The sequence below is a fragment of the Thiorhodococcus drewsii AZ1 genome (assembly GCF_000224065.1).
GTDB lineage: Bacteria > Pseudomonadota > Gammaproteobacteria > Chromatiales > Chromatiaceae > Imhoffiella > Imhoffiella drewsii.
In genome coordinates, this window is sequence record NZ_AFWT01000005.1 from 28,892 (window position 1) to 41,555 (window position 12,664).

At 66.0% G+C, this 12,664-nt stretch carries 8 protein-coding genes; 3 read left to right on the forward strand and 5 right to left on the reverse strand.

What is annotated here, in order from left to right:
* Nucleotides 1–1,427 precede the first annotated feature (1,427 nt).
* A complete protein-coding gene (locus THIDRDRAFT_RS04455) occupies nucleotides 1,428–2,471 on the forward strand; it encodes a thioredoxin family protein (protein ID WP_007039613.1) in 1,044 nt (347 codons plus the stop codon).
* On the opposite strand, the gene THIDRDRAFT_RS04460 is transcribed toward THIDRDRAFT_RS04455, so the two are convergent.
* The 5 genes from THIDRDRAFT_RS04460 to THIDRDRAFT_RS04480 form a co-directional block, all read right to left on the reverse strand.
* On the reverse strand, nucleotides 2,461–3,195 hold the full coding sequence (locus tag THIDRDRAFT_RS04460; protein ID WP_007039614.1) for a hypothetical protein: 735 nt from the start codon (nucleotides 3,193–3,195) through the stop codon (nucleotides 2,461–2,463). The two genes, THIDRDRAFT_RS04455 and THIDRDRAFT_RS04460, sit on opposite strands and share 11 nt — an antisense overlap.
* A gap of 13 nt (nucleotides 3,196–3,208) precedes the next feature.
* Nucleotides 3,209–3,763, reverse strand: coding sequence for a cyclin-dependent kinase inhibitor 3 family protein (locus tag THIDRDRAFT_RS04465; RefSeq protein ID WP_007039615.1), 555 nt, complete (start codon nucleotides 3,761–3,763; stop codon nucleotides 3,209–3,211).
* Nucleotides 3,764–4,720: 957 nt separating this feature from the next.
* Nucleotides 4,721–5,926, reverse strand: coding sequence for a VWA domain-containing protein (locus tag THIDRDRAFT_RS04470; protein ID WP_007039616.1), 1,206 nt, complete (start codon nucleotides 5,924–5,926; stop codon nucleotides 4,721–4,723).
* Entirely contained in the window at nucleotides 5,916–8,300 is a 2,385-nt protein-coding gene (locus THIDRDRAFT_RS04475) for a DUF5682 family protein (RefSeq protein WP_007039617.1), read from the reverse strand. The genes THIDRDRAFT_RS04470 and THIDRDRAFT_RS04475 overlap by 11 nt, the downstream gene beginning before the upstream one ends.
* Nucleotides 8,291–9,403 (reverse strand): ATP-binding protein, encoded by a 1,113-nt coding sequence (locus THIDRDRAFT_RS04480; RefSeq protein ID WP_007039618.1) that lies wholly within the window; start codon nucleotides 9,401–9,403, stop codon nucleotides 8,291–8,293. The genes THIDRDRAFT_RS04475 and THIDRDRAFT_RS04480 overlap by 10 nt, the downstream gene beginning before the upstream one ends.
* Nucleotides 9,404–9,828: 425 nt before the next feature.
* Here THIDRDRAFT_RS04480 and THIDRDRAFT_RS04485 point away from each other — a divergent pair, with 425 nt between their 5' ends.
* Together THIDRDRAFT_RS04485 and rlmKL are read left to right on the forward strand one after the other, a co-directional pair.
* Nucleotides 9,829–10,245, forward strand: a complete 417-nt coding sequence (locus tag THIDRDRAFT_RS04485; protein ID WP_007039619.1) for a YajD family HNH nuclease — start codon at nucleotides 9,829–9,831, stop codon at nucleotides 10,243–10,245.
* A gap of 147 nt (nucleotides 10,246–10,392) precedes the next feature.
* The gene (rlmKL, locus tag THIDRDRAFT_RS04490) at nucleotides 10,393–12,555 is read left to right on the forward strand and encodes a bifunctional 23S rRNA (guanine(2069)-N(7))-methyltransferase RlmK/23S rRNA (guanine(2445)-N(2))-methyltransferase RlmL (RefSeq protein WP_007039620.1); all 2,163 of its coding nucleotides are present in this window, start codon (nucleotides 10,393–10,395) and stop codon (nucleotides 12,553–12,555) included.
* The last annotated feature ends 109 nt before the right edge of the window (nucleotides 12,556–12,664 follow it).

A 12,664-nucleotide genomic window follows, 5' to 3' on the forward strand; every position in this document is an offset into this window, starting at 1 on the left:
TTATTTTGTGGCTTCAGCAATACCGGCAATATGCCTCATACTGTCATACATATTGAGCATGCTGGCAATATCAGAGCAATATGCAGAAGCATATGTTCTTAACCAAAGCGCCATGACAATGACTATTAGTGTTCCGCTTTCAGTTCTTGCTTCGTTTTTCTTGCGGAAGGCAAGACGAAGTAAGTAGTACCTGACCGAAAACCGTGTTTCGGGACGGTGTCAGGCGCGGGGTCGGGCTTAACGAGGAACGGGGTCACCATTTAGCTGCCCCCGATCAATAAAGCGCTCTTCTCCGTTCATGGTCGATCCCATGTTCTCGAGTTGGCGTCAAGCTCAGTCGTCGACGTTGGCGCGCCTTCGGCTTTCATTTCGGCGGTGACGGAGTCGTAGAGATCCGCACCAGTCACCCTTCTGGATCAAGGCCACGGCGTCGCCTCCTGAGAGGTCGATAGCCGGCCCCTGGCTCGCTGGAGCCCCAGAAATGCGTCGGTTCCCTGCTATGTCCAAGTGTCTCGGGGAAAGCCCTCTTCACTGGCGCCGCCCGCGACCGATGGACGTTGTTTGTCCATCGCGAGCGGGTGGCAATTGGGCCGCCCCACCTCACAGATCGCTGGCTCCTCCGGGGTGGAGGTCCAACCCCTTCGTGGCTCATGACAGAGGCGCATCCGTCTCAACCTGCTCTTGTACATCAAAAAGAAAAAGGGACAGTGCGGCCTGGCAAGGCCGCGTGATCTAGCGGATGGGAATCCCGCCTGGGTAATCGTGAGCCGCGAGCCCAGTATCGAGCCTTGCGGCGTAGCTGGTAACAGCCGTGTCGATGCGTAGGCACGAAAGCAGGCGAGGTGCAAAGGAAGCGGGTGAAGCCGCCCTTGAAGGTGTTGGTGTTGAGCCCCGAAAATTTTTGCGTTGGGAGTGCCGACGGGTTTGTCCCTCCGGCAGGCCACAATCCATGCCACGCTCTGGCGAGCGGCATGGGTACTCCCCGGGGTCCGAGGCCGTGTCGAGCCTGACATCGAGAGCACGTGGTCACCAGGGAGATCCGAGCATCGGTCCGCCGGAAGCGGGCACCCGCGAACAAGCCCGCGTAGGGCGCAATAGTGATAGCGTATTGCGCCGAAAGGAATGCCACACCGGCGCCAGACGTCTTGCCTGCTTGCCTTCACCGTGTGAAAACGGTGCCTAGAGCCAAACACCGTGCCAACCTCACATGCGGCGCAATACGGCCGCCAACCTTCGGTGCGTGGGGGATGCTGCTGGTCTTACGATGCCTTGCAGTTGTCTGCTCTGGCGTCAGTCGCGGCCTATTGCGCCCTACGCTGGGTCAAGCGGTGTCGGTCTTGTCTTTTGGCTTCGACTCCCGAAGCGTTTAAAGAGACGGTCATCGCATACATAGTGCCTTGAGGCCGATTCATGTGAGGACTTCCCCCATGCTCCAAGCGCTGACGATCCTAGCTCTTCTCTTCCTGACCGCTCCATCGATGGCCGCCTCGGACGCCCCTGCCGAACTGGGAGCCGGGATGCAGAACCCCGGATACGAGGAACAGCCCGCCTGGTTCAAGACCTCCTTCCTGGAACTGAGCGAGGATGTCGCGGAGGCCGCGGCCGAGGACAAGCGTGTTCTGCTCTATTTCTACCAGGACGGCTGTCCCTACTGCGCCAAGCTGCTGAGGGACAACTTCACCGACCGCGAGATCGTCGAGCTGACGCGCCAGGGCTTCGACGTCATCGCGATCAACCTCTGGGGGGATCGGGAGGTGACCGGACTGGACGGCGAGACCACGACCGAGAAGAAGCTCGCCACCCTGCTCGGGGTGCAGTTCACGCCGACCCTGCTGTTCCTCGACGAAGCCGGCAAGACGGTGCTGCGGCTGAACGGCTATCTGCCGCCGCACCGTTTCGCGGCCGCGCTGAGATACGTCGCGGGACGCCACGAGCGCGACGGCGAGCGCTTCAGCGAATTCTATGTCCGCACCAATCCGCGCGAGGCCGAGGGCGAGTTGCACCAAGAGGCGGGCTTTCTCGCCCCGCCGCTACGGCTCGGCGACAACCGCCGGAAATCGCCGCGCCCACTGGTGGTGATGCTGGAGCAGCCGGTATGCCGGGAGTGCGACGAACTGCATCAGGACGTCCTGCGCCGCGAGGCGGTCGCGCTCTCGCTCGCGGCCTTCGATGCCGCCATTGTCGACGTCTTCTCGCGCGAGCCCTTGCAGACGCCGGACGGACAGGAGACGAGCGGACGCGACTGGGCCGCCGAATTGGGGATCGAATACACGCCCAGCCTGGTCTTCTTCGATACCGAGGGCCGAGAGGTCTTCCGCACCGAGGGCTATCTGAAGGCCTTCCACGTCCAGGGCGCGCTCGACTACGTCGCTACCGGCGCCTACCGCTGGCAGCCGAGCTTCCAGCGCTACCTTTCGGCGCGCCGCGATGCGCTCGCCGAGCGCGGGATCCAGATCGACATCATGCGTTAGCCGATTCCATCATCGAGGCGCAGAGGCTTACGGCCGACTCGAAGGTTCCCAACCTCCCGGCCATATCCGCCTTACGCGCAATCATCTTCTCGGCTAGCTTGCGACTACCGCCGCCGTCGAGGATGACCTGGAGGATCCGCTCGTCCGGGATCCGAACCACGACCTCGATGGCCTCCTCGATGGCCTCGGAACGCATGTCGGCGAAGAGCCGGAGCGCGTGCGGGTTGTCCTCGTCGCGGCGCAGGATATCCAGCTCGTCGACCCGGGTGCCGAAGGCCTTGCCCTTGGGATCGCCATGGGCGCGAAAGGACAGCGCGCCGCCCAGATCAAGCGTCAGCACCTGTCCGTCGACCACACCCTGGTTGTCCCCGTCGAAGCCGGCGGCGTCCCAATTGGCCGTCCAGGCATGCACCCCGAACCAGCGCTGGGCCTGGCGGCGCTCACGCTCGCTCAGATGCGCCACGCAGCGTTTGTCGAGCTGGACCCACTGTGTCGCAATCTGCTCGGGCTCGACCGTGCGCACATAGGTCAGGGTCGGGGCACCGGTCAGCCGGTAGAGCCGGGCGGCCATCGCCTCGTTGCGGGCATGCATCGGGGACTCCAGCGTCTTGACGTAGAAGCGCCGTCCGCCATCGTCCTCGAAGAGGCCGGCTGGATTGGTACCCAACTGCCCGCCGACCCGATGCATGGCGGTGGTATCGATGGGTGGAATATCGGAGGTCATCGCGAATCCTGGATCAGGGAATGGGGCGGGTTCGGCGCACCAGGGCGAGTTGCGAGGACGTCTCGATGGCGCCCCTGCGTTCGCGGCGAACGTCGCGGATCGCCTCGTCGGGCTCCATGCCGAGTTCGACGAGCAGTCGCGCGGCGATCATGCCGGCCCGCCCGAGGCCGCCCTTGCAGTGCAGGAGCACATCCTCTCCGTTGCGGAGCATCTGGCGGATCTCGCGGCCATGGACGAGCCACAGATCCTCGAAGGCCTGGTTCGTAACCGAATAGTCGGCGATGGGAAGATGCCGCCAGACGATGCCCCGGCTCTCAACCTCCTGGCCGAGGTGCGGCACCTTGAGCATCGCCAGCTCCTCGGGTTCCACCAGCGTCAGCACCAGCTTGGCGCCCCAGTCGCGGATGGCGTCCAGATCGGTCCCGAGGTCGCGCTTCCAGGCGCCCGTGTGGGCGAAGGGATCCTGCTTGCCCGGACAGAAGGTGATCCCGATCCGTCCGTGCGACGGGCTCGCGCGGACCTCCGAGATCTGGATGGGATGTGTCTGGCTCGTCCGAACCTGTGTCATAGGGACATCTTGACGGCATACTGAAGGTCGGCGGACCAGTGTATCTCAAGTCGGTGAAGAAGGATCTGAAGGATCGCTGAAGGCGAACTCAGTCGCCTCACGCCCAGGTCCTTCCGCCACCTCGCCTCTGCCCTGTCAACCTCGCATGCGGCGCAATACGGCCGCCAGCCCTTGGCGTGTAGGTGATGCTGCGGGTCTTACAATGCTTTGCAGTCGCCTGGTCTGACGTCAGACTCGGCCTATTGCGCCCTACGCCGGGTCACGCGGTTTCAGGCTAACCCCGGCGGGCATCGTCTCTCCGACCCAGTCGGCTAGACGATCCGGTGTCATGACGCCGATCTCCATGTCGGCGGCAGCAAGTCCGCGTAGGGCGCAATAGCGATAGCGTATTGCGCCGAATGGAAGCCACACCGGCGCCAGACGTCTTGCCAGCGTGCCTTCCCTTCGCCACAAGGAAGGCCGCGCCCAGCCCCAAACACCGTGCCAACCTCGCATGCGGCGCAATACGGCCGCCAGTCCTTGGCGTGTGAGTGATGCTGCGGGTCTTACGATGCCTTGCAGTCGCCTGGTCAGGCGTCAGACCAGGCCTATTGCGCCCTACGCTGGATCAAGCGGTTTCAGGCTAACCCCGGCGTGCCATCGTCTCTCCGACCCAATCGGCTAGGCGATCCGGTGTCATGGCTCCGATTTCCATGCCGGCGGCGGCAAGTCCGCGTAGGGCGCAATAGCGATAGCGTATTGCGCCGAATGGAAGCCACACCGACGCCAGACGTCTTGCCAGCGTGCCTTCGCCACAAGGAAGGCCGTGCACAGCCCCAACACCGTGCCAACCTCGCATGCGGCGCAATACGGCCGCCAGCCCTTGCGTATGGGTGATGCTGCGGGTCTTACGATGCCTTGCAGTTGCCTGATCTGGCGTCAGATTCGGCCTATTGCGCCCTACGCTGCGGTTTCAGGCTAACCCCGGCGGGCCATCGTCTCTCCGACCCAGTCGGCTAGGCGATCCGGTGTCATGGCGCCTATTTCCATGCCGGCGGCGGCAAGTTGGGCGGCGAGTGGACGATCGTAGTCGGGGTTGCCCCGGTCGTCGAGGGCCGCCAGTCCGAGCAGCGCGACACCACTCTGATGCAGCCGTGCCGTCAGCTGGACGAGCGTCGCGGAGTTGCCGCCTTCGTAGAGGTCGGAGACCAGCACGATCAGGGTCCGACGCGGTGTCTCGACCTTGCTGCGGGCGTAGTCCATGGCCGCCGCGATGTCCGTGCCGCCCCCAAGCTGGACCCCAAGCAGAAGCTCGACCGGGTCGCCGACACGCTCGCTGACGTCGACCACTCGGGTATCGAACAGGACCAAACGGGTGCGCAGGACGCGCAACCCATGAAAAACGGCGGCGACCACAGCGCTGTGAATCACGGAGCTCAACATGGAGCCGCTCTGGTCGACGAGCAGGATCAGGTCCCAGGGCAGCCGTCGCCGCTGGCGCCTCCAGAACCACAGCCGCTCCGGGATCACGACACCCAGCTCCGGCTGATAGTGCTTGAGGTTGCGCCGCAGCGTAGTCGCCCAGTCCAGATTGGACAGCATGCGCGCACCGCCGTGCTCCTGGCGCAGACGCGGCCCCAGGACGCTGTTGCGCACGCGCCGCGTCAGGCGTTCTTCCAGCTCGGCGACGACCTTGCGGATCAGCCGGCGCGCCTCGCCCATGGCCGTGTCGGACAGCAGGGAGCGATATTGGATAAGCAGTCGCACCGTCTCCAGATCGGCGGGCGCCTGGCGCAGCACCTCGGGATCGACCAGCAGCTCCCGCATACCGTAGCGCTCCAGGGCCTGACGCTGGATGGTCTCCGCCGTCGAGCGCGGGAAGAGCGCGCGGACCCCGGCCAGCCACTGGGGGACACTGAGCCCCGAGGACTCGCGGCCGGCGCGTCGGGGGCCGCCGGTCTCATAGACACGCTTGGCATGCTCGCGGCCATAGAGGTGCTCCAGCAGGCCATCGCGTTGACGATCGCGATCGCCGAGGACGGGATGACGCTGCCCCTGTTGGTCACCGGACTCACCGCTGGTCGCGGCGCCGGAGACAAGCCCGTCCTCGGCGGCAGGCCCCAGGATCAGCCGCCAACGGCGCAGCAGCTCGGCGCCCTCCTCGTTGGACAGATCAGTCAGCATCGGTGAATCCCCAGGTCTGCAAGGCCGCGAAGGCCCGGTCGTGGAGCTGGCGCGCGGCGGCGCGGTCCTGATCGCTCCAAACCACAGGGGACGCCGACGATTCGCCGGACAGCAGACGCGCGATCAGCGCCCCCAGATCCGCTGCCTCGCGGGGCTTGAGCGCGGTGAAGGCGAGCCGCAGATGCGGCAGCACCGCGAGTAGCTGGTCCTCGTCCCAGCGCAGCAGCACCCGGCTCATGGCCGCAATCAGCTTCGGTTCCTGGACCAACAGTGCGCGGGTTGGAGGCAGAAAGCCTTGCAGGAAACCGCCGAACCTGATCGGGGTCAGCTCGCCCTGGCGCATCGCCCGCTCCAGTGACGCGCGCCCCTTCGCGCTCGGCCAAAGCCCGCGCGCGGTCAGGATACCCGCCGCCCGTCCGGCCAGGATCGGCGCCGGAGCACCGTCGGCAACCCCGATCAGACTGTCCCCGAACAGCCCCAGATCGCACCAGGGTGCGTCCGATCGCGCCAGGCCGTTCAGCAGCCCCAAGGACTCGGCGCAGTCGGCATCGCGCTCCGGTTCCAGGTCGCCGATCCAGGACAGGCGCCGGCAAGCGTAACGGAAGCCGGTGCCGAGCAGCGCGTCCAGGGCCGGTGCGTCCTGGGACTCCAGCAGGTGTCGAGCGTTGCGCGCCAGCTCGATCCGCGCCAGTCCGGCAACCAGCGCCACGAAGTCGCCCTCCTGACCGAGCCAGACGGACAGGCGTTCGAGCAGTCGGTCGATGCGATCGCGCAGCCCCATCTGCAGCGCCGAGATCAACAGCGATGCGGCATCGCCGCCCTGGTCGAGCCGCTCGATCAGCCGAGTCGAGGCCGCCTCGCCGACCTGGGCGCCGTAGAGGCTGCATTCGGTCAAGGCCGCGTCGGTCTCCGGTCTCCAACGCAGACGCCAGGTCTCGCGCACCCGATCGAGTCCGGTGCCGGCGACGAAGTCGGGACCGGACTCCCACTCGGCATAGGGGATCCCGAGAAAGTCGAGCTGCCATAGAAAGCGCGACACCTCACGGTGCCGCTCGGAGCGATAGAGATCGAGCACACGCACCCGCTCGGCACCGGCCGCGTAGGCGAGGCGAAAGCGCTTGCAGCGAGCACGGAAGTCCTCGACCAGCGGCGCTACCGGATAGCCCTCGGGGACCCGCCCGACACAGGCCTCGGCCGCCAGTTCGCGCAGCCAACGGCGCCAAGCAGCGGGGTCCGGCTGCAGTGTCTTGGCGAAGGCCGTCTCCATGGCGTCGAACAGCTCTGGACGACCCGGCGGACAGGCGCGCAAGGCACCCAGGCGGTGCGCGATCAGCGTTGCCTCCAGCACATCGGGCAGGGTCACCGGCTCACCGCGCTCGCGCATCTGGCGAGCGACACGGGCGGCGGAGACGCGAATCGCCTCGGCCCGTGGGTCCGGCTGGGCGCGTTGTCGCCACAGCGCCTGGTAGTAGCCGCTGTCGGCGATGCCGGCCGCATAGCCATTGGCGGCATCCAGACGGGACAGGGAGTAGGGAATCAGATAGGTACCCTGCTCACCCGACGTGCGTAGATCGGCGGTCGGCGGATCGGCAACATCGGCAGGCATCTCCAGCAGCCGCGCAATGGCCTCGCTGTGATAGCCGCCGGTGACCACCAGACAGCGCCCCTCCTCGGCACGCACGCTGCGCACGGCGCTCGCCATCGCACGCTCGCGTGCCGCCGTTTCGGCGTCGTCCGGGTCGCCCTCCGGGCGCAGCAGCAGACACCAGTGCAACAGGGTGCGAAAGAAGGTCTCGGGATCGCCGGCCGGGGTGCAGGACTCGAAATAGCGGTCCCACCATTCGTTGAAGTCTCGGCAGCCGGCGCGCTCGACCAGACGGCTGGTCGCCCAGGACTGCTGGAGCAGCCGGTCCTCGGCGAGCGTGCGCTCGACACCCTCGGGAGCTGGGTCTGGCTCTGGCGCATCCGTGTCGGGCAGACTGATGCGCGCCGCATAGGGGAGATCGATGAATCGCACCTCGGCACCGAGCCGCAACCCCTCGCGGATCGCGATCCATTCCGGGGAGAAGCCGGCCATCGGAAAGAAGCTGCGATAGCGCACGGGCTCGCCGCCCGTCGATCGGGCCGGCGGCGCATGGAAGCAATAGATGGCCAAGGGCGGGCGGGCGTCCTTCGCGGCCAGGTGCGGGATCAGGGCGGTGGCGTCGGCGGGGCCTTCGATCAGGATCCGGCTTGGCCGGACACGGCGAATCAGGGCCTGGAGATGCAGCGCACAGGCCGGGCTGTGGTGACGGATCGGGACCAGCCAGAGGTCGGGGCCGAAGGGGATGCGATCCAGACGCGACTCGCCCGCCTCGGCCGCGCTCAGAGCCACGCCTCCCCCTCCAGCAGCGCCCGCCAGGCCGGGTCGTCCGAGCGATGGCTGCGGACCAGGCGCAGATAGTCGCCTAGCCGGCGGCGGTCGTCCGCTTCGTCCTTGATGACAGTGCCGCCGAGATGACGCAGCAACTGGGCTGGACCAGGCGGACCGCCGCCGAGATACCAGGATTCGGCCATCGCGCTGTAGAGGACGTTGATGGCCTCGGCGGTCGAGAGGACATTGCTCAGCGGCTCAAGCGCAACGCCCAGCGCCTGGGCCTGGCGCAGTTCCTGAAAGAGTGTGATCAGCAGTCCGGTCAGATCCGGCGCCGGAGCGGTCTCGATGCCCTCCGCCGCCAGCAGACGCGCCGCCTCGCGGCTCACCAGCTCGCCCTCCAGCCGGGCGTCGGAGAGCGGCTGCATGGTCTCGAAGTTGAGCCGGCGTTTGAGGGCCGATGACATCTCGTTGACGCCGCGATCCTTCAGGTTCGCCGTCGCGATGAGGTTGAAGCCCGGCCGGGACAGCAGCATCGCCCCCTCGCCCTTCAGCTCCGGCACATGCAGCACGCGATCGGACAGCACCGGGATCAGCAGGTCCTGGATCTCCACCGGGCAACGGGTGATCTCCTCGAAGCGCATCAGCGCCCCCTGCTCCATCGCCCGATGCAGCGGGCCGGGCACCAGCGCCGCCGGGGTCGGACCGTCACGCAGCAGCAAGGCATAGTTCCAGCTGTAGCGGATACCCTCCTCGACCGTGCCGGCGCTGCCCTGGACCGTCAGCGTGCTGCTGCCGGAGATGGCCGCCGCCAGCAGCTCGGAGAGCAGCGACTTGGCGGTCCCCGGCTCGCCCGCCAACAGCAGCCCGCGCTGACCCGCCAGCGTGACGATGGCCCGCTCCACCAGCACGTCGTTGCCGTAGATCTTGCGCTCGATGACCTGGCCGCCGAGCGTCTCGCCGTCACTGCCGAGGATGAAGAGGCGAACCGCACGCGGGCTCAGTTGCCAGCCCGCCGGACAGGGATGGCTGTCCCAGGCGCGCAGTGCCGCGAGTTCGTGGGCATGGAGCTGCTCGGCGGGAAGACGCTGGACGGAAGAGCCGGGTCGGGAATCGGACGTCATCGTTCGCGGGATCCTGAACTGAATGGTCGGTCGCCAGGCCAGGGCACGGGTGCCGAAAACGCGATTGAGCCAGAGACGCGCGACGTCGCGCTCGCCCCGTCCCGACCAAGCATGAACCGCGATGATAGGCGAGATGCGCGTCAGGGTGTGCGAACGCGGACACGCTTGCGAGATGAACGCGCCGAGCGACGGTGATTACAGTGGGACAAAGCCCGCAACGGTTTGCTAACATCCCGCCTTTGAGACGCGCGTCGGACTCTGCTGCGCACACCGGGCATACAAGCCCCCGCAGCCCGTTCGCGCATCAGGCTCCCGGCATGATTTCACCCAGCCTTGCGGATCTCCGGTCTCTCAGTGCGGCCACCATGGCAACCAGCGAAGCCGTCCGGATCGGCCAACCGCACCTTCTCGATGAGGACCCACAGATGGCCACCAGCAACGGCCCACGTCATTCCAAGACCGGCAAACCGATCGATGTCAATAAGCTCGACCGCGTGGTCGCTCAGGCACGCCAGGCCAGCGACGAGCGCGCGGCAGGCTATCGCGACCAGGCGCTCAAGCTCTATCCCTGGGTCTGCGGACGCTGCGCCCGAACATTCACCCGCGAGAACCTGCGCGAGCTGACCGTCCACCATAAGGACATGAACCACGACAACAATCCGTCGGACGGCAGCAACTGGGAACTGCTGTGCATCTATTGCCACGACAACGAGCACCAGAAGTACGAGGAGCACCTGGCCTCGCTCGGCGGGGGACGCGGCAAGACGCAAAAGGACAGCGCCAACCAGACGACCTTCAACCCGTTCGAGGGCTTGGCCGATCTGTTGAAAAAGGACACCTAGGGCATGCGCCGCGCTGCGGATTCGCCCGCGTCGCCATAGACCCGCGCGCCATCCGCCCGCAATCGCCCCCTTTCCAGCACACACCCCGCCACGAAGGAGCCCTGCCCGGCCTCCCCAGTGACTCGCTACCGGAGTTCTCGCCCCGCAATGTCCCCGCTGATCTTCTTCGCTTCCGCCCCGAAAAACATGGGGAGCCTTCTCGCCGAGGAGCTGATCAAGCTCGGCATGCGGGACGCAACCGAAACGCGCGGCGGCGCGCGCTTCTCAGGCACTCTGGAAGACGGATACCGCGCCTGTCTCTGGTCGCGGATCGCCAACCGTATTTTGCTGCCCATCGCACACTCGTCCGCCAGCGGACCGGATGACCTCTATGAGATCGCCCGCGAGGTTCCCTGGGAGGACCATCTGGCGCCGGACCACACCTTCGCCATCCAGTTCGACGGCTCGCTGCCCGGCATCAGCCACAGCCATTTCGGCGTGCTGCGCGTCAAGGACGCCATTGCCGACCGCTTTTCCGAGCGGTTCGGCCATCGACCGAGCGTCGACCCGAACCACCCCGATCTGCGCGTTCACGTCTATGCCCATCAGGGCTCGATCGGCATCAGCATCGATCTCTCGGGACAGTCGCTGCACCTGCGCGGCTATCGGGACGAGGGCTCGGCGGCCCCGCTGAAAGAAAACCTGGCCGCAGCCGTGCTGTTGCGCGCCGGCTGGGCCGACATCGCAGCCGAGGGCGGTGCACTGCTCGATCCCATGTGCGGCTCCGGAACGCTGGTGATCGAGGGCGCGCTGATCGCCGCCGACATCGCCCCCGGACTCATGCGTGCGCGCTTCGGCTTCCATGGCTGGCTCCAGCATGACGAGCCGACCTGGCAGCGCCTGCTCGGCGAAGCCCGGATCCGACGCGATGCCGGTCTGCGCCGGCTCGGCGGCCTGCGCGGCTACGATGTCAATTCGGACGCGATTCGCATCTCGCTGCATCATTTGGAGCGAGCGGGCCTCGCCGGCTATGCGCACTTCGAACGCCGAGAGCTGAACGATTGCCGCCCCGGTCACCCCGAGGACGAGGGTCTGGTGATCGTCAATCCGCCCTATGGCGAGCGTCTCGGCAACGAGGACGAGCTGCCGGATCTCTATGCCAGGCTCGGCTCCGTTCTCAAGGAACGCTTCGTCGGCTGGCGCGCCGGCGTCTTCACCGGCGCCCCCGAGCTCGGCAAGTGCATGGGACTGCGCGCACAGCGCATGCATACCCTCTATAACGGCCCGATCGAGTGCAAATTGCTGCATTTTCGCGTCGAACCGCGCTATTTCGTCTCGAACCAGCCGCGTCCGCTACCGCCCGAGGAACGCAGCCCCAGCGCGACCATGCTGGCGAACCGAATCGCCAAGAACCTCAAGTCGCTACGCAAATGGCAACGCAACGAGCAGGTCTCCTGTCTGCGCATCTATGACGCGGATCTGCCGGAATATGCCCTGGCGGTGGACATCTACGAGGGCGAAAAGCGCTGGGTCCACGTCCAGGAATACGCCGCACCAGCAAGCGTGGATCCCAAGCGCGCCCGTCAGCGTCTGCGCGAGGCGCTCGGACTCATTCCAGAGGTGCTGGAGGTCCCGGGCGAGCAGGTCTATTTCAAGATTCGGCGCCCACAGAAGGGGGTGAATCAGTACGAAAAACTGGCCGAGACGCGCCATTTTCACGAGGTCTCGGAAAGCGGTCACCGCTTCCTGGTCAACTTCGAGGATTATCTGGACACGGGACTCTTTCTCGACCACCGCGACGTGCGCCGACTCATCGGCGCCCTGGCGCCGGGCAAACGCTTTCTGAACCTCTTCGCCTACACGGGAACGGCCAGCGTCTATGCCGCCATGGGCGGCGCCGTATCGACGACCACGGTCGACATGTCACGCACCTATCTCGAATGGGCGGCGAGCAACCTCGTGCTCAACCGCATCGAGGGCGACACCCACGAACTGATCCAGGCGGACTGCATCCGCTGGCTGGAATCCATGGCCACGCGGCGTCAATTCGATCTCATTTTCCTCGACCCACCGAGCTTCTCCACCTCCAAGCGCATGTACGGCACGCTCGACATCCAACGCGACCATGTGGGGCTCATCAAGTCGGCGATGCGCGTCCTTGAGCCGGGCGGAGATCTCATCTTCTCGAACAACCTTCGACGCTTCAGCATCGATCTCGACGCCTTGGCACCGCTGGAGGTCGTCGACATCAGCGCCGACACGCTGCCCAGGGATTTCGCCCGCAATCCGCGCATTCACAACTGCTGGCGGATCCGGCATTCGGCCTCCTGAACGGGACGACGCATCGCGGTCAGGTTGTGGAAATCGACCCAAGCGTATATTTTGCCGCCCTTTGGTCCCCGGTCCGCGAGGCCGGGTCACTCGCCCTATCCAAGCCAGA

Coding starts and splice junctions, on each gene's coding strand:
- THIDRDRAFT_RS04455 (WP_007039613.1), top strand. CDS start 1,428: ATGCTCCAAGCGCTGACGATCCTAGCTCTTCTCTTCCTGACCGCTCCA.
- THIDRDRAFT_RS04480 (WP_007039618.1), bottom strand. CDS start 9,403: ATGACGTCCGATTCCCGACCCGGCTCTTCCGTCCAGCGTCTTCCCGCC.
- rlmKL (WP_007039620.1), top strand. CDS start 10,393: ATGTCCCCGCTGATCTTCTTCGCTTCCGCCCCGAAAAACATGGGGAGC.
- THIDRDRAFT_RS04460 (WP_007039614.1), bottom strand. CDS start 3,195: ATGACCTCCGATATTCCACCCATCGATACCACCGCCATGCATCGGGTC.
- THIDRDRAFT_RS04465 (WP_007039615.1), bottom strand. CDS start 3,763: ATGACACAGGTTCGGACGAGCCAGACACATCCCATCCAGATCTCGGAG.
- THIDRDRAFT_RS04485 (WP_007039619.1), top strand. CDS start 9,829: ATGGCCACCAGCAACGGCCCACGTCATTCCAAGACCGGCAAACCGATC.
- THIDRDRAFT_RS04470 (WP_007039616.1), bottom strand. CDS start 5,926: ATGCTGACTGATCTGTCCAACGAGGAGGGCGCCGAGCTGCTGCGCCGT.